Genomic DNA, 370 nt, shown 5'->3' on the forward strand with positions numbered 1-370 from the left:
TTATGATAGTTACCATCAACGAAAAACTCATCTAACAGTTCACCTTCTACCATAAATCCAACCTTTTTATAAACATGTACCGCTTTTTCATTTTCCTTATCCACCACTAAATAAATCTTATGCATATTTAGTACAGAAAAAGCGTAATCCATCGCTAAACGCGTCGCTTCCGCTGCATAACCATATCCTTGATAATTCGGATCAATAATAATTTGGAATTCCGTTCTACGGTGAATATAATCGATTTCCACTAACTCAACTAACCCAACCATTTCATTATCTTTTTCAACGATAAATCGGCGTTCACTTTGATCATGTATATGTTTATCGTATAAGTCTTGCAGCTCCACGAATGCCTCATACGGCTCTT

General features: G+C 35.7%; 1 protein-coding gene. It reads right to left on the reverse strand.

What is annotated here, in order from left to right; all coding sequences use genetic code 11:
- The coding region (gene speG / locus KYG_RS18750; RefSeq protein ID WP_008906506.1) for a spermidine N1-acetyltransferase at positions 1-370 on the reverse strand (370 nt) is incomplete at both ends.

The sequence above is a fragment of the Acidovorax sp. NO-1 genome (genome assembly GCF_000238595.1).
Lineage (GTDB): Bacteria > Pseudomonadota > Gammaproteobacteria > Burkholderiales > Burkholderiaceae_C > Acidovorax.